Source organism: Olivibacter sitiensis DSM 17696 (assembly GCF_000427965.1).
Classification (GTDB): Bacteria; Bacteroidota; Bacteroidia; order Sphingobacteriales; family Sphingobacteriaceae; genus Olivibacter; species Olivibacter sitiensis.
The window spans coordinates 17,682-33,871 of the sequence record NZ_ATZA01000051.1 but is presented as its reverse complement, the minus strand read 5'-3'; the positions used below and the strand labels follow the sequence as shown (position 1 = coordinate 33,871).

The following is a 16,190-nucleotide window of genomic DNA, read 5'->3' as shown; positions in this document are numbered from 1 at the left end:
ATTCCGAACAGCATCGTCATGAGTTGTGTCCATGAATCAAAGGTCTTGTAATAGCGGTCAGACCGGTGCTTGCTCACAAGCATCTCAAATTTGTTCCTTGGAATAAAACCTAATAATTGTTTGAAGATTGGCTGACCGACTAATTTCTTTTCTGTATTTTTATCACTCATATTTTTAGTTTGTCGTAAAACCAAAATATGAAAAAAGGAGCTTGCCAGATATGGCAGCTCCTTAAATTATTTTTTGTCGGTCAGTAGTGATTTTTTGTCTATTCGCTTATATTTTTTCTGTCCGCAGTTGCTACAAAAATTTCCGCTGATGGCTTGGTTGCAGTTTGGGCAGTTGTATTCCATTTGAATGGTAGGATTAGTATGTTTAAGTTGCGTTTTTTGACGTTCCAGCCAATAATGTCAAATATCGGTAAATACGCATTAAATCCAAATCGTCTTGTCATTTTATGCCTATTTGATGAAAAATATGGATTCTATGATATTTTGTATGGGTGGACTATCGTATGTAGAAAAATAGGCAACTATATATTGGCGGTCGGCAGGTAGCACATATGCTTGTCCCCCTCTTGAGGGGGAGTGTGCCTGGCCAGTGCGGAGGAAAGGGGGAGGAATTGCGTTAATGCATTTATCTGCAATGTGTTATCAGTCCTGCTTCCCCCCTATCCGCCAGTAGGCGGACACGCCCTGCCTCTCCAGAGGGGGATAGTGATCCACCACGGCAGTGCGAAGGCAAGGTCGTATAAATGGCTATCGTATCTGCTTTTTGCCAAGCAAATGTAATCTACCGTTGCCCACACCATCCGTCATAGAACCAAAATATTCGATTTAAAGACGATAAAAGAAAAGCAAAACTAAAAAAGCCCAGTCATAGGCCATGGAGCCTGCGACCGGGCAAATATCAAGCGCATCAACAACCGCTAAAAATTTAGCGTAGCACCATTTTCTCGTACATCCACAATAAGGGTATTTTGTTTCAAGTCTAACCTATGCTTTACCTTCTCCGAGATATTGCCATCAGCATCATAGACATGGAGGAAAGCTTGAGGCGTATGTTCACCTCCTTTGGCGAGAACGAGCTTTACCTTACCGTTCTTTGCGTGGTAGCTCACACTTTCTATTTTCCCTGCATCCAAGGTAATCCATAATTTTGCCGGTGCTATAAATACCTTGTCCTTTGCCCCATTGGTCAGCTCCAAGCTGATCCAATCTTTCTTCTGTTCAACATTACCGCCAAAGCCAAGCCAGCCCAAGCGTTTATCCTCAATCAGGTAACTGGATGTATTGACAGCATAACCAAAAAAGCCACTGCCATAGTCGCCCGACAGGGGGTCTATATCCAAGGTAGATGGATAGGAATGAAAGGCACAAGGACCAAAGCCATCTTGGGTCACATTGGCAATTCCGCCCAGCAATCCACCATAACCCACTCGGAGCAGGTACAGATCCGTGGGCTCCTTTTTGTATGCCTTTAGTACGGGGATAGCATTCAAGGCCGATCCATAGTGATGGATCTGTCTTTCTACCCTAGAAATTTTACCTCCATATAGGAAATCCCAATACCTACGGGCATTGCCATTATAAGCCCAATGCGGTATGGTGGGCATATAAGCCATGATGGCATTTAAGGTGACCTCCGCCTTATCCGCATAGCCAAAGTAATCCGACCACATGTAGACTTCTTCCTGACCGGTAGAGTCCCAGGGCATTTCGCTGCCAAAAGGATATTTGAGGCTACGCCAGTGATCCGCCCTTTTCTTCATAGCCATTTCCAATTCATTGGCCATGTCTATATACCCTTCCGACTTCAAATCACTCAACACCAGGAGAAATATGGTTCCTTCCATTTGGCCAAACTGGGCATAATGAGGTGCTTGGTTCACCATAGCCATACTGGTATGGAACGCATTTTCCAAGTACCATGCCCAAGGTCTTTCGGAGACCAAACCTTGATGGAACCGAGCAAGCCGATAAAACACCCAGTGAGCGGCCGCCACATGCGGATAGTTGTAAGAACGGCCTACATCATCGGCTCCCTTTTTGTTCCAGGCCGACCAAACCTTGTAATTGATGCTATCGCTATAGGTACCTTTTGGCATGGAATCGGGCTCAAAGTAAAAAACGCTCTTTTTTACCCCGTATTTTCGAGCGCCTTCCTTATGTTGGATATTCCCCCATAAGGTCTGATTGACGAATTGTTCCAATTGCTTTACCTCTTCCTTATCTGGCAATACCAATTGCTTCATGATGGCCGCTAGCCAGCTACCGGCACCTCCTTCGTCGCTCAGTCCTGCCACCCATGCCCTGCTGTCTTGGGTAACTTGCTTTTTTGCCTCATAATCATAACTGATGACGGATGGATTCCTCCCAAAAAGGTCATTGGGCTGGTCAAACCACTGTTCCGTAGTCAGGAAATGCCCCACGTCGGCTACCAATTCCGATTCAGGCTTGACGACCTTGTAATTAATCGTCTGCTTCAATCCGTCTTTATAGGTCACGGTAAGCCTTGCCCTACCCCATTTCCTTCCTTTTACCGCATAAGATTGGATTCCCTTATCTTTATGCTTAACCTGACTTATCGTCAGTGCATCTTTTGGATAAACCTCCATGCTCCGTACTCTTTCGGGGTACTGCAGAAACAATTTGGCTTCCACATCCATCGGCACCACATACCCGGGTACACCCATGGCCACCGGTCTTTTGTTTTCCAAAAGTGTTTGCTCGATCATCCTGATTTCTGGGGCAAGGACAAACTGCAAGCCAAATACCCGTACATCATTGGGTTCCAACAGCAAAGAGGTAGCCTCGTTCCACTGTTCAATTCCTTTCCATTCGTTCCCGGCATAAGCTTTGCTACAGAGCATCCATTCGTGGAAACCTTCAAAGGTAATGCCCCTAGGCGTCGGATCGTCCAGCAATGGACGGTATGCCTCAAAAGGTGTCTGGCCATAAGGTACCACCAGCAGGACATTTCCCTTACCGTCCAATCGGGAAACCTGTAGGTAACCCGCATCCTTTCCAATGTAGGGATCATAAAACACGTTCTGGGTATGAGCATCTTCCAAGGATTTCTCGTGCAAGATGTTGTTGAATATCATGGGAATGCCCAAGGCACCTATTTCCAATGGCACCGAAGATTTGTTCTGCAATTCAAATTTGAGGGTCAGCCTTCCATCTATCACCTCCCACGAACGCTTGATGCCAAAGGGTAGATCGGTAGGCAGGGTATTGGCCAAATCGGCCGTTGCCAAGATATGCCCCTCTCCCGTCGTCAGGGCTGTCACCGCTTTCCGATCGGCAGCAGTAGAAACCGACTGCCAATCATCCTGTTCGCCTAGCCGATAGCGGATATTGACGTCCCCCAGGTGATATAAGCCATTCCCGCTTCTCATTTGCAGGCGGTCATTCGGCGTAAAGTCAAAGTGCTCATCGCTTTTTGGCCTTAGCGAACTGACCGTTTGCGAACTACTCACCAGCTCCAATAGCAGTGATTGGCTTGTGCCTTTTATAAGGCCTTTATCCAGTTCCAATACCGATGGCCTTTGTGCCAATCTTTCCCATGGCGACTGTGCAAATGAAAGACCTATTGTCATGGACAAGATCATTCCCAAACCTGAAATCTTCTTTAAAACCATTTCTATCTAAAGTACGGGCATTCCACTAAAAGCAAATACCTCAATAACAACCTGTCAGCTTTCAGCACATCCGTCCGTCTGTCGACGGATGAGATTCCTTCCCGACTAGGTCGGGACTCGGAATGACGAACGGCTCGCTGACCAACTATAAACCAATGACAAATCCACTATTCACAACCAATCAACTAATAATCCATCCCATCCCAAACGGGTGGATCGATTCCCAGTAGATGCTTCACGAAATAATCCCTACGCTTGTGCTCTCCATATTCGCCACCGGAAGAATGGGGCATGCCCGGTACCATTAGAAAATCGAAATTCTTATTGGCCTTTATCAATGCATTGACTACCTGATAGGTAGAGGAAGGATCTACATTGTCATCCACTTCACCCACAATCAACATTAATTTGCCTTGGAGTTTGTGAGCATTGACCACATTGGAAGAGGCAGCGTAATGCTCCCCTATCGGGAATCCCATCCATTGCTCGTTCCACCAGATCTTGTCCATTCTGTTGTCGTGGCAACCGCAAGATGATACTGCCACTTTGTAAAAGTCGTTGTGGAACAATACGGCTCCGGCCGAACTTTGCCCCCCAGCAGAGGTGCCGAAAATACCCACCTTGTCCAAATCCATATAACTATATTTTGCTGCCACCGCTTTCATCCAAGCAATACGGTCTGGAAAACCGGCATCCTTTAGGTTTTGCCAGCAAACGTCGTGAAAAGCCTTGGAGCGGTTGGACGTGCCCATTCCGTCTATCTGCACCACGATAAAACCCAATTCGGCCAGTTCGTGTAGGCTAGCGGGTAGGTTGGCAGTGAAAGATTTGGGCACAAAGGAGCTATGTGGTCCGGCATAGATGTATTCAATGACCGGATATTTTTTGCTCGGGTCGAAATTGGTCGGTCTCACAATGATACCCCAAATGTCCGTCTGCCCGTCCCTGCCTTTGGCGGAAAAAACTTCCGGCATTTTCCAGCCAGTCTGCAACAGCCCATCAATATTGGATTTTTCCAATTCCATCAATACTTTTCCATCTGTAGCATTTCGCAACACCGTAGTCGATGGCTGATCCACCCGCGATGCATGATCGACGAAACAAGAAAAGTCGGCAGAAAAAGTGGCCGAGTGATTGACAGGACTATCCGTCAACGCACGAAGTCCCGAACCATCAAAATTGACCATATAATATTGGATGAGGTAGGGATCTACACCCTTGTCCTTTCCGCTTCCCTCAAAAATAATCTTCCGCTGTTCTTCGTTCACATGTATCACTTTACGCACCACCCACTCACCTTTGGTAATTTGATTTTTCACCTTTCCGGTTATACCATCGTACAGGTACAAATGATTCCAGCCATCCCTTTCCGATGCCCAAATTACCTCCTTTCCATCTGCCACGTCATAGCGGTATTTCTTGCCGCTGTAGTCGATAAATGTCTTGCTGTTTTCCGCTATCAAGGTCTTTGCCTCTCCCGTGCTCGCATCCATCTCGTATATTTTGTACTCCTGATGCCCGCGCGCATTGTACTCAAAGGTAAAAGCACGGCTATCTTTGCGCCACTGCAATCGTGCAGACACATCGTATTGATTGGGTACCAGATCGTGTGGCACTTGTATTCGCTTTTTACCGTCCAAAACAAACAAGGTAGGGAAACGCTGGGGCAAGGCGTCGCCAGGTTTCAGGTAATCCCTCGATTGCAGCTTGGGCTGTAGCTGGTCGCTTGGGGAAGATTCGATGAGGTAAATCTTATGCTCGGTATTGGGACGCACCTTGTTAACAGCCAGTTTCCTGGAGTCGGGGGACCAACTGATGAAAGCCGAATAATACTCGCCCTCAGAACCATCAAAACTCAATGCCATCTCCTCCCCTTTGCCATCGGCGGCTTTTACGTATACGTTGAAATTTTTCACATAGGCCAACCACTTTTTGTCTGGCGAGGCAATGGGTTCTCCTTTTCTATCATCGCCTCTATTTCCCCAATAGCCCCGCGCATTCCTTCCTGTCGCTTCGGATGGCTTCACGGTATAGTCATTCAGGCTACATGCCCAATTTTTGCCAAAAGCGCTGAACAATAGGCTATCCTGTTTTCTACTATAGTTGACTTCAGTAAAGGGCAATTTATAAGCTTCTACGGTCTCGCTACTAGCAGCGGCCAAGGACTTGGCCAAACGTACTTGATCAAAGGCAGCCGACTTTGTTCTATCGTCTGCATTGATCTCGATAAACTCTACGCCCTTGTCCGTATATTGGGTATAGACAAATCGATGTGAGTCACCAATGGCCTTGATGTTCCATGGACTGAATTTCACCTTGCCCTGTATCGCCTTTTTAAGAGAATCCGCTCGGTCATAGTCGGCCCTAGTTCCCTGTGCAAAGGCCTGTAGCATGCCGAAAATTAAAAAAACCACTATTCCAAATCTTTCTTTCATCGTCTGTGTCAATTACATTTTTCTATTCAAAAAAAACATCCAGCAATTTCGCCTGTTCGCTGTCTATTTGGGACAACGGTTTCATTACAAAGGTGTTTTCATCGTCAATTTTAACCAATTGTAGACCTAGATAGCCTAAATATTTATCATAGTCAAGCGGCTTGGTTGTATATACATAGTCTTTAATATCTGTCAGGTCGGTACCGGCAACATGCCGGCAAGTAGCCCAAAATTCATTTTCGGTAAAGCCTCGATCCAGTTTCTTGGCATAAGTATCATACAGGTAACGCATTACGTCCTGCAACGATTTAGTTCCTTTGGTCGATTTTCTGATACTTATATCTAGCAAGAGCCCCACTATGGGGCCTTTTTCGTAATAGGATATCGTCTTGCCCGACTGATCGCCGAAGGGGCCGTCTTCCCAGGTATGCTCACTAGATTGTGCCAGCGTCTGGAATGCCTTGCCCGGCTTGGATTCATAAGTATTGATCTGTGCAAGCCATTGGGATAGCACACCTGCTCTATCCAATACACCTGCTTTGTACAAAATAAATTGTTCATAGTAGACGGTCAAACCTTCCGAAATCCACAACTGTTTGGTTCTATCGGGCTTACCGTAGTCAAATGGTCCGAGTTCCAAGGGGCGAATTCGTTTGGGGTTATAATGATGAAAGTATTCATGCGCAAGAAAACTGAACTGCCTTTTTCCCGCACGGCCAGTCAGTAAGGGATTGGAAAAACTCACCGTCGTAGAATTTGTATGCTCTATTCCTCCAGCCCCCTTTCCTATGCCGATAAAGGTATAATGCCTGTATGGTATTTCACCAATGACATCGCTTGCCGCCTTAACGATTCGACCCAATGTATCAATAAATACCTGATAATCGCCCTCCGGCACATCATAAGCGTAGAAATAATGACTTATTCCCGCAACCTCAAAAGAGGGCAATTGGGTGAGGTTCCCGATGAGTATCGGGCAATCATAAAGCTGATCCATGTCACTTGCCTCGAACGCTTGCCCTACTACCGATGTTACTCTGTCCAGACCTGTAGCGACATCTTTCCAAAAATGGGGCTTATCAACGGTAACTACCGAGGGTCTTTTTAACCACTCCTTGGTATAAGCAAATGTGGCAGTAGGTATGATGTAGGCATGTGCACTATCCAGCGCATTTTCAGCCACAAATTGCCTAGCCATGCGCACCCTATAGCCTAAGCTCACCTCACTGCTTCCCTTGGTCCATATTTTCCATGTACTGGTATCCACGCGCTCTACTTTTAGCGTAGCCCCTTTGTCGTCCTTGGCCTCCACGTTGTCCACATATTGACCATAATTGAGCAATTGGTAATATCCAGGGCTCCATACCGGCATGCGTAGCTCCGGGTATTCGTTCGGTTTGACTTTCGTATCGAGTTTTACCAAAAAGCGTGGCACAGTGTCAAATGCAAAGGAGACATGGTAGCGTAGGGTATCCTGCGCATGAGCGAGGGCACATAGCAATAAACTATTTAGTAGGACTATTAAATAACGGAATTTAATCATCTAACTGTTTTTTTGCAATTAAATAATAAATGGGTATGCCAGAACAGGTAATGATAAGCCCAGGCCAAGTATAATTTGGCTTATAAATAATCAGCAGTATGCAAAATGACAGTCCCATCAGGATGTATACGATAGGCAGTATAGGAAAGCCGAAAGCCTTGTAGGGTCTAGGCAAATCAGGTCTTTTTTTGCGCAGTATAAAGATTCCCACTATCGTCAGCATATAAAATATCACCACGACAAAGGAGATCATGTCCAACAAATCTCCATAACGACCACTCAGACACCATAAGGAAGCGATTACGGCCTGCAGCCATAAAGCTATCGCCGGTACTGCACGGCTGCTCAGCACGCCCACTTTTTTGAAAAACAGCCCGTCCTTCGCCATAGAATAGTATACCCTGGCGCCGGCCATGATGAGCCCGTTGTTGCATCCAAAAGTTGATACCATAATCATGATGGCAATGATGGCCGTACCCGACGAGCCGAAGATAACCTGTGAGGCCGTCACCGCCACACGGTCTTTCTCGGCCGAAGCCATTTCTTGTAAAGTAAGCACACCCGTATACATGATATTGGTCAGGATATAGAGTACCGTCACGATAATGGTTCCCAAGGCCAAGCTCAAGGCTACGTTGCGTTTGGGATTTTTCACCTCCCCGGCAATGAAGGCCACATTGTGCCAAGAATCGCTACTGAAAATAGAGCCTACCATGGCCGCGGCCACCGCACCAAAGGCAGCCATGGTAGTATAGGTTTCTATCGTGCCATCGATATTCAATCGATGTAGGTCCCAAGAACTTCCAGAGGCCCAATTGGCTGCCCAGACCGAGCTGTCCAAATGAAAGAGTCCAAATACAACCAATGCCGCCAAGCTACCTATCTTAGCGAGGGTGATTATCGTCTGCACCCATTTGGCATTGTTCACCCCTAAGGTGTTCACATAGGTCAAGACAAAGATGACGACAATGCTCAGAACCTGAGCGGGAGAAACCAGCAGGAACCCAAGATCAAAAAGCACCAGGTCCTCACTCACCGAGGGAAAGATATAGGCCGTGAACTTGGCAAAGGCAACACCCACGGCGGCAATGGTAGCTGTCTGTATCACCGTGAAAAAGCTCCAGCCGTAGAGAAAGCTCACCAAAGAGCCATAGGCTTCCTTCAGATAGATATACATGCCACCTGCCTTGGGAAACATGCTGCTCAGTTCGCCGTAGCTCAATGCCGCAATCAGGGTCATGAAACCGGCTATGGCCCATATCACCATCAACCAGCCCGAGCTACCCGTTTGGCGCACGATATCGGCACTTACGATGAAGATACCCGAGCCTATCATGCTGCCTGCCACCAGCATGGTCGCATCTATCAAACGCAGGGAGGGTCTGAATTTGGTCTCTTCCTTGTTTTCTGCTGGCGCGATTTCCAAAGGGACAGACGACCCCATATCATTTTTTGAAGTCATAGAATTTCCATTTAGTCTTAAAGTCCTTGGTTAATTTTTGATTGGTCAATACCGCACGCATCAGCTCAATGGGCAATATGTTCTCTTTTAGGAAGGCATCGTGAAATTCCTTCATGCTCATTTTGCCACCGTCTACCAGTTCCTCCTTCAGTTTCATGATCTGGAAACCGCCCAACAGATAGGCTGCTTGATATGTGATTGCATCAAAAACAGCGATAACGACAAGCATATGGCTATCGACTTGGTATAGGAATAAGGTTTCCGTGTCATCTTTGTTAAATTATCAGTCAAATCAACCAATAAGCCAGCATGTGCCAACCACATGGAAATATTGCCCTGACAGTCTAGATAGGCCTAATTAATTGGCATTGTTTAGCGGAACAAATATAGCTTTTTGCCCTTAATCAAGATGACCACATATTAACCTTTAATTAGCGTATTTTGTAAAAATAAAGCCGAAAATTCCTAAACACACCATAGTCCATATCTTCGCGATTGCCCACATACCGCCCTTGCAGATAAAGGTAATTATTGCTAGTCAAGTCTTTAAACTTTAAAACCAGCCTACTGAGCATTAGATACACCTGATAGATGGCAAAGACGAGAACGACGAGCAGTGGCCCTACGAAATAAAGCTATCAGGTACTGATTTAAAAAGGTGATGCTAAAGGCTTAGTTCGACTTCCTAACCTCGGGCGCCACTTTCGTGCCAAATAACTCAATAGATTTCATAATGACATCATGCGGTGCGCCGCCCACGTCCATATGAGCCACGAAGCGGGTGAGGCCGAACATTTCCTTTTGATAAAGAATCTTATCGACCACTTCAGCGGGTTCGCCTACGAATAGGGCTCCTTCTCTATCCCTGCCCATGTCAAATTGCGCTCTGGTGTACGGCTGCCACCCCCTATCCTTACCTACCCGATCCATCTGTGCAGCATAATAAGGATAGTACAAATCGGCAATTTCTTGACTATTCTCCCCTATCAAGGCGTGTGAATGTGTACCTATCTGGTACTTTGCCATATCATGTCCATGCGCTTCATATTCTTTCTTGTATAAATTGAACAGAGGAGTAAATTGCATGGGGTAACCACCTATGATAGCTATCATGAGCGGCAAGCCTAGTTTCGCGGCACGATAGACAGACTCAGGTGTACCTCCTGCGGCTATCCATATATTCAGATGATCGTTCACGGCCCTTGGCAATACTTTTTGATTTTGCAAAGGTGCCCTTACCGTTCCTTTCCAGTTCACAGTCTCGTTTTTGTTGATCTGGAGCAGGAGATCCAACTTTTCGGCAAACAACTTATTGTAATCTTTCAGATCATAACCAAACAAAGGAAAAGACTCGATAAAGCTGCCCCGCCCCACCATCAGCTCGGCACGACCATTTGAAATGAGGTCTATGGTTGCAAAATTTTGATATACTTTGACCGGATCCGAAGAACTCAGTACGGTGACGGCACTGGCCAATTTGATATGCTTGGTCACGGTAGCGGCGGTGGCAAGGATAATCTCTGGACTGGAAACGGCATAATCCTCGCGGTGATGCTCGCCGATGCCAAATACATCTAAGCCCACTTCGTCTGCCAGCTTTATTTCTTCTATTAATTCTTGTATTCGTTCTTGAGCTGATTTATGTTTACCTGTGGCCTTATCCACTGGCAAATCGGCAAACATGCTTATTCCTAGTTCCATGAAAAATCTATATATTGCTGATACCTGACATCTTATACGTCTTGATACTTATGTCTAACGTCTTATGTCTATTAAGAACAAAGAAAGCAATTTATGTTCAAACATGAAAGCTTTGTTAACTCGCACCATTATCCGACTAAGAACCAGAAACTACTATACGCATTTCTATCTAACGGATGGCACGAAGGTCTTGCTTAATATTGGCTAATAATTTCATATACGTTTAATTCGTATGGAAACATTTTTATAACGGCAACTTTGACTAAGGACGGCACGGTCTGTAATTATCGTGCCGTTCATATTTGACTAAATCTATTATTAAAGGAAAAATCAACTAGTTTGCCGTAGTGCTACCAGCTTGGATGTTTCCATAAGGGGGCTTTGTCATAATACTTCCAGCTTGTCTTAAAGTCCTTGGTCAGTTTTTGCTGTGTTAGGATGGCGCGAACCATCTCTACTGGCATACCGCTTAATTGAAGGATAGCATCGTGGTATTCCTTCAGACCCATTTTACCGCTATCTACCAGCTCTATTTTCATGGCGGAAAACTGCAATCCCCCCATCATATAGGCCAGCTGGTATAGTGGTGTGATACGCAGTCCGAAGGAGCGCCTCACCTCTGCCTCGGCATTGGCCCGTTCAAAAGCCACACGGTCAACCAAAAAGTCGATGCACTGCTGCGGGGTCCAGTTGCCCAAGTGGTAGTTCAGCGAGAAGATCACCCTGGCGCTGCGGTGCATGCGCCAGAACAACATGCCCAGCCTGTCCTGTGGAGATTCCGGGAATTTCATGTCATATAGCAGGTATTCCCAATATAGGGCATTGCCCTCGCTCCAAAAAGGAGTGCTGAATATAGAACGATAGGCACGGTTCCGGCTTCTTTTGAAACCTTGGTACATGTGACCGGCAATGGATTCGTGGTGCACTGTAGCTCGGGAGAAGTGTGGATTGTTGCCACGCATGCTCATCATCCGATCGGCCACATCCATAGTGCTTGTTGGATAGGATATACTGATGGACTTGCCTCCAGTGAAAAAGGGATTTACCAACTGCCTTTGCGGAGACATCATCCGCAACCCCCACACTTCTTCTGCCAACGGGTCTATCGTCACCAGATCGTTCTTCTTCAGAAATGAGATGGACTCGTTGAACAAACGGCGGATCAATACTGGTTGTTCCCCCGCAGGCACGTAGGTCTGCTTCACCTTCTCCTGCGCCGCCTTCCAATCATCGCCGAAGCCCATCTCGCGTGAGGCTTTCAGGGCCTCTTGATCGCACCATTCAAATTCCTTGCTGGCTATCTCGATCAGCTCCTCGGGGGTATACGGAATGAACTGGGCTTGCAACAGCTTGATCAACTCTTCCCTACCCACGGGCTTGCCCACGATGCCGCTATTGTCCATCTGCAGCCGGCCGGCTGTCAGTTGCTGCTTGAAATCGTCGGCATAGGCCGTTAGTTCCTTCACCAGCTTTTCATACGGCCTCGGTATCCACCACGTGTAAAGGGGATCATAGTCGTAGTAAAACTCGTACGAGCTCTGCAAGGCACTCTTCAGCCCCGTGATAATATTGTCTGCCGTATAGATGTTCAGCGCTCCCAGCGTCTCGTCCGTCTTTAGCTTCGCCCGCAGCCCCTGGACCTGCTTGGTAATCTCGTCATATAGCAGGGCCAGCCGCTCCGAATCTGGGCTCACCCCCGCATAGCGGCGGAACTTTTCCACCGCATAGATCGAATCGGCAAAGGGAAACCATTTGGCCACCAAGGTGGCTTCGGCAGCCTCCGCCGCCGACAGGCGGAGCTTCTCCTCCAGGTTCGACCTGAACAAAATGTAATCGACCTTACATTCCTGGCTCAGGCTGTTGAAGTCCACTTTCGCCAGACGGGCCAGGTAGTCTTTCTCCAACTTCTCGAAACGGGCCCGCCGCTCTGGGGAATACTCCACCACATAGCCCGTCTGCAAAGAGCTCACGTCTTCCGTGTAATTGCTGATCAGTGCCGGCATTACCTGGCATGGAACGTACTCTTCGCTCGATATCTGAGCGGAGGATGCATTGCCTAAAAATAGCAGAAAGGCAAATGCGACTAATTGATACCAACCATTTTTCTTCATATTCTTTAATTTCCAATCACATTTACACTTAACTCAATAGATATCCCAGAACAACCTGATATTGTATTCATCACCACCCATATCAGCCAAGACCTCTACGTACCTAGCTTCGTTGACAGACTGCTCGCTCAATGGATACAGGAACCTGCGCGGCACCACATCGGAATAGGCACTTGCTGGAGCCTGCAATACGGGGTAATCCAGACGTCGATATTCCGTCCAAGCTTCGAATCCTTGTTCAAAGAGCGAGACCCACTTCTGCATGCCTATCTTCTGTTTCCAAGTACCTTCTGTCGTATCGTAATTCACTCCTGGTTGTGCCAAATAGGCGTCCACTCCCCCTACTCCATAATAAGCGAATGAAGCAGCAATCGCTTTGTTGTAATGATCTTTCGCATCCGTTATGCCGGCAATTCCACGCTCAGCTGCTTCGGCTAGAAAAAACTCGACTGATGCATAGTCCATAAAAATAACCGGTAGTGTCAGTTCCCGGAAACGGGCGCCTAAAATGGAATAATTGTCGTAAGGCACCACATCTGCCGAAGCCGCACCAGCATGTTTACCCGCATTTGGGCCAGTTGTAGCTGGATAGAAATAGGCATCTAATCGGGGATCATCCACTGAAAGCATATAATCTACCAGAGGCTTGGTACCGACATAGTATTTCAAGTTTTGTCGTACTAAGAAAGCCCAATGCGGATTGCCATTATTTTGGTCGTCTAGGTAGTGAAACAAGGCATTTTCGCTATTAGAAGTAAACACACCGCCAGCTATAGCCTCGGTTATTGCTTGCTCGCCTGAAGCCGGTATAGCATCGATGATACGCATACCCATGCGCAGCTTCACGGAATTGGCAAATTTCAACCAACTTCCGACATTTCCGTTATACAATAGGTCTGCCGTTCCGAAACCCGTTCCTGAGGGATTTAGGCCCGCTATGGCGGCACTCAATCTGCTGATCAAATTCAAATATATTTCTTGCTGATTGTCGTACTTGGGTTGAACATTATCAATATTCAGCGCCTCCGAATATGGGACATTCCCATAAGATTCAACAAGTATTTCATTGATATAGATCTTGGTAACCTCTAAAATGGCCAATTGATTTTCCTTTTGAACCTCTGCGGCTGGAGACTGCGGGTTTACCAGATTGACCATCTTGGTCGCTTCGTCCAGATCTCTGAGCATGTCGTACAAGGGATTCCAGGAAAAATCTCTGATATATTGAACTCCTTCTGTATAGGTAACGGATGTTACCAATTGAGCGAATAGCTTGGCCGCCGGAGTTCCATTTGCCGTATAGCCAGTAGAACCAACCTGACTGGCCAAATTGACCAATACCTTGGAAAAAAACATGTCGCCAGATGTGCTTGTAGCATCCTTAATATTCTCGTTCATTCTAGGCAGATCATCCGCACAAGAAAGACACTGAAACAGGGATACTATAAAGAGTATTTTAATAATTGTCTTCATGTGAATAGTTTTTTAGAAATTAAGTTTAAGATTAAATCCGAAATTGCGAGTGGAAGGGAAAACACCAGACTGAAAACCTTGTAGTGTTCCACCTGCTATACCAGCTTCTGGATCGGCGTATGGGAGATTTTTGTGAATGATCCATAAATTCGCCCCAATAAGCGAAACCTGAGCGCCGAATATGCCATAGCGTTGAACAAATTTTGAAGGTAAAGTGTACGATAAGGACACTTCCCGTAACTTCACATACGAAGCATCGTAAAGGAACATGACACTGGGCGCGCTTGGCGAACCCAAGGCATGGTTTCGATCTCTCATTTCCGTGCGTATTGTATTGACAGTTCCATCGGGTGCAACACCATCCAGCAACAGACCTCCTCCCGCAGAAATCGGATCACGCATGGGATTTCCCAGTTCATTTAGACCGGTAGTATTGCTGTAAAGGCCATTCCTAGTTCCGATTGCCATATCTTCGGAGAATATGTCACCGCCAGTTTGCATATCAATCAAGAATTTAAATGATAAGTTCTTATACGTGAACGTATTCATCAAACCACCTATCCAGTCGGGGTTCATGTCACCCAAAACTGAAGTAGCATCAGATTTTAAATATTTGCCGTCAGTTTGGTTGATTACTGGTTTACCATCGAGGTACACAAAATCAGAGCCCCGCCATTCACCGAATGGTCGCCCAGCCGTTGCGTTAAGTGACATGTCTGTACTGTAGTTTCCCAGATTTAGGTTATTTACCCCTTCATAAAGAGACATGACCTTACTACGATTCATAGACCAGTTTAAGTCTATGGTCCAGGAGAAACCCTGTTTTACAAGAGGCTTACCAGAAAGGGTCATTTCTATCCCCCTGTTTCTGACGTCACCTGCATTAACGTATTTCCGCGTATAGCCCGTAGCCGCAGTAACGGAAACTGGCATGATCTGATTCAACGTATTAGTGTTATATAAGGAAGCATTATATGAGACTCTTCCGTTCAGAAAGGAGGTTTCCACACCAGCCTCCCAACTCCGCGTACTTTCCAATTTCAGATTTTCATTGTTTTTGGTATCGTTAACCGAATAACGCTGAGCCGAGCCAAATGCATATGCCGACTTGTTCAGCACGTCAAATAAACTCTGCGCTTGAGCATCATTGCCTACTTCGGCATAATTTAACCTCAGTTTGCCAAAAGAAAGCACCGAGCTGTGCAATAATTCGGAAAACACAAAACTAGCCGCCACGGAGGGGTAAAAATAGGTGTTGTTCTTTTCGGGAAGCGTAGAGGACTGGTCCACCCGCCCAGTCACATCGAGATAGTATGTCTTATCATACCCCAATGATAGTGAACCAAAATAACCATTCACTCCTATCTTTGTGAAAGTCTCCGTAGCTGCGGGCGGGTTGGCTACTGAATTATTGATGGCATATAAGTCTTTTACAATTAAACCTCCACTGGTAGAATTGTATATGGATTGGTTCTTACTACGACGGATATTTGTCCCGAACACACCACTTGTGTTAAATTTCTCGGTAATATCCTTATTGTAATTAAACATGAGGTCGTAGTTCGCCTCGGTGAATGCCACATTCCGTATATTGTACCTTGCTGGCACCCGTATCAGGTCCGTTTGCCTCTCTTCCATGATATAATTATAGCTATCGACCGCTACCCTACCATAGACTTCGAGCCAGTCTGTTAGCTGATAAGACAAAGAGGCATTGCCCACAAAACGATTTCTATCGTCCGACTGCTGGTTATTTTCGATAACATAGTAGGGATTATCTATGGTGCCATTTGGAAATTGTGTAAGATTTAATTTAGTCAAC

At 46.2% G+C, this 16,190-nt stretch carries 10 protein-coding genes; all 10 read right to left on the bottom strand.

The features are described 5' to 3' along the window. Nucleotides 1-170 (bottom strand): DUF4372 domain-containing protein (locus tag A37S_RS28365; RefSeq protein WP_157278873.1); only part of this gene is annotated, 170 nt, incomplete at its 3' end. A 758-nt stretch (nucleotides 171-928) separates the two neighbouring features. Further along, a complete protein-coding gene (locus tag A37S_RS0119390) occupies nucleotides 929-3,643 on the bottom strand; it encodes a DUF5695 domain-containing protein (RefSeq protein WP_028298419.1) in 2,715 nt (904 codons plus the stop codon). A gap of 185 nt (nucleotides 3,644-3,828) precedes the next feature. Then, nucleotides 3,829-6,078 (bottom strand): S9 family peptidase, encoded by a 2,250-nt coding sequence (locus A37S_RS0119385; protein ID WP_036603327.1) that lies wholly within the window; start codon nucleotides 6,076-6,078, stop codon nucleotides 3,829-3,831. Nucleotides 6,079-6,100: 22 nt separating this feature from the next. After that, nucleotides 6,101-7,621 (bottom strand): M61 family metallopeptidase, encoded by a 1,521-nt coding sequence (locus tag A37S_RS25395; protein ID WP_036603325.1) that lies wholly within the window; start codon nucleotides 7,619-7,621, stop codon nucleotides 6,101-6,103. Beyond that, nucleotides 7,614-9,083, bottom strand: a complete 1,470-nt coding sequence (locus tag A37S_RS0119375; protein WP_281169882.1) for an APC family permease — start codon at nucleotides 9,081-9,083, stop codon at nucleotides 7,614-7,616. The genes A37S_RS25395 and A37S_RS0119375 overlap by 8 nt, the downstream gene beginning before the upstream one ends. Further along, nucleotides 9,067-9,312, bottom strand: a complete 246-nt coding sequence (locus tag A37S_RS0119370; protein WP_028298416.1) for a DUF885 family protein — start codon at nucleotides 9,310-9,312, stop codon at nucleotides 9,067-9,069. Before A37S_RS0119370 ends, A37S_RS0119375 begins: the two co-directional genes overlap by 17 nt. Before the next feature lie 443 nt (nucleotides 9,313-9,755). After that, complete coding sequence (locus A37S_RS0119360; RefSeq protein WP_028298415.1) at nucleotides 9,756-10,784, bottom strand: LLM class flavin-dependent oxidoreductase; 1,029 nt, start codon at nucleotides 10,782-10,784, stop codon at nucleotides 9,756-9,758. 350 nt (nucleotides 10,785-11,134) lie between these two features. After that, nucleotides 11,135-12,895 carry a DUF885 family protein gene (locus A37S_RS25390; protein ID WP_051293323.1) on the bottom strand — a complete coding sequence of 587 codons (1,761 nt, stop codon included), beginning with the start codon at nucleotides 12,893-12,895 and terminating at the stop codon, nucleotides 11,135-11,137. 33 nt (nucleotides 12,896-12,928) lie between these two features. Beyond that, nucleotides 12,929-14,368, bottom strand: a complete 1,440-nt coding sequence (locus A37S_RS0119350; protein WP_028298414.1) for a SusD/RagB family nutrient-binding outer membrane lipoprotein — start codon at nucleotides 14,366-14,368, stop codon at nucleotides 12,929-12,931. Nucleotides 14,369-14,380: 12 nt separating this feature from the next. Continuing rightward, nucleotides 14,381-16,189, bottom strand: coding sequence for a TonB-dependent receptor domain-containing protein (locus tag A37S_RS26435; protein ID WP_169719537.1), 1,809 nt, complete (start codon nucleotides 16,187-16,189; stop codon nucleotides 14,381-14,383). Between the last annotated feature and the right edge of the window lies 1 nt (nucleotide 16,190).

Coding starts and splice junctions, on each gene's coding strand:
- A37S_RS0119390 (WP_028298419.1), bottom strand. CDS start 3,643: ATGGTTTTAAAGAAGATTTCAGGTTTGGGAATGATCTTGTCCATGACA.
- A37S_RS0119385 (WP_036603327.1), bottom strand. CDS start 6,078: ATGAAAGAAAGATTTGGAATAGTGGTTTTTTTAATTTTCGGCATGCTA.
- A37S_RS25395 (WP_036603325.1), bottom strand. CDS start 7,621: ATGATTAAATTCCGTTATTTAATAGTCCTACTAAATAGTTTATTGCTA.
- A37S_RS0119375 (WP_281169882.1), bottom strand. CDS start 9,083: ATGACTTCAAAAAATGATATGGGGTCGTCTGTCCCTTTGGAAATCGCG.
- A37S_RS0119370 (WP_028298416.1), bottom strand. CDS start 9,312: ATGCTTGTCGTTATCGCTGTTTTTGATGCAATCACATATCAAGCAGCC.
- A37S_RS0119360 (WP_028298415.1), bottom strand. CDS start 10,784: ATGGAACTAGGAATAAGCATGTTTGCCGATTTGCCAGTGGATAAGGCC.
- A37S_RS25390 (WP_051293323.1), bottom strand. CDS start 12,895: ATGAAGAAAAATGGTTGGTATCAATTAGTCGCATTTGCCTTTCTGCTA.
- A37S_RS0119350 (WP_028298414.1), bottom strand. CDS start 14,368: ATGAAGACAATTATTAAAATACTCTTTATAGTATCCCTGTTTCAGTGT.